This is a genomic window from Mesorhizobium sp. M2C.T.Ca.TU.002.02.1.1 (genome assembly GCF_003997225.1).
Window position 1 is genome coordinate 1 of sequence record NZ_RZTO01001551.1, and the last position, 422, is coordinate 422.

A 422-nucleotide genomic window follows, 5' to 3' on the forward strand; every position below is an offset into this window, starting at 1 on the left:
CAAACCCTCCACGGAGCCTGATGCCCAGCTCTTCTCCGATGCGGACAATGTCGCCACGCCCGATACGCTGACCATTGGCCACTATGTCGACCGGGCCGTCGATCGGCCATCCAAGTTCAAAAATATGCCCTTCGCCGGCACTTCTTAATTCCCCAAGAGAAATAGGCCAGCGGCCGCATTCAAAGACAAGCACGATCTCGACATCGTCGAGATCCTTAGTAAGCTCCAGTTGCGATCCGGGTTGTGTCATATGCGCACTCTCCAAAGGACACGGTCGCGGGCGGAAAGGCCCCCGCAAGATTAATTCATCGCCGTCAAGATCCGCCTCGGCGCACAACTGGCCGACAGCTAGGGTGATCTGGCCGCGGCCGAACGGCGCAATATCGGGCAACAATGCATCACCGACACATGCGCTTCGAAGA

At 57.8% G+C, this 422-nt stretch carries 1 protein-coding gene; it reads right to left on the reverse strand.

Annotated elements, in window-relative coordinates:
• A partial coding sequence (gene sctQ, locus EOD07_RS37230; RefSeq protein WP_127238553.1) for a type III secretion system cytoplasmic ring protein SctQ occupies positions 1-422 on the reverse strand: 422 nt, incomplete at both ends.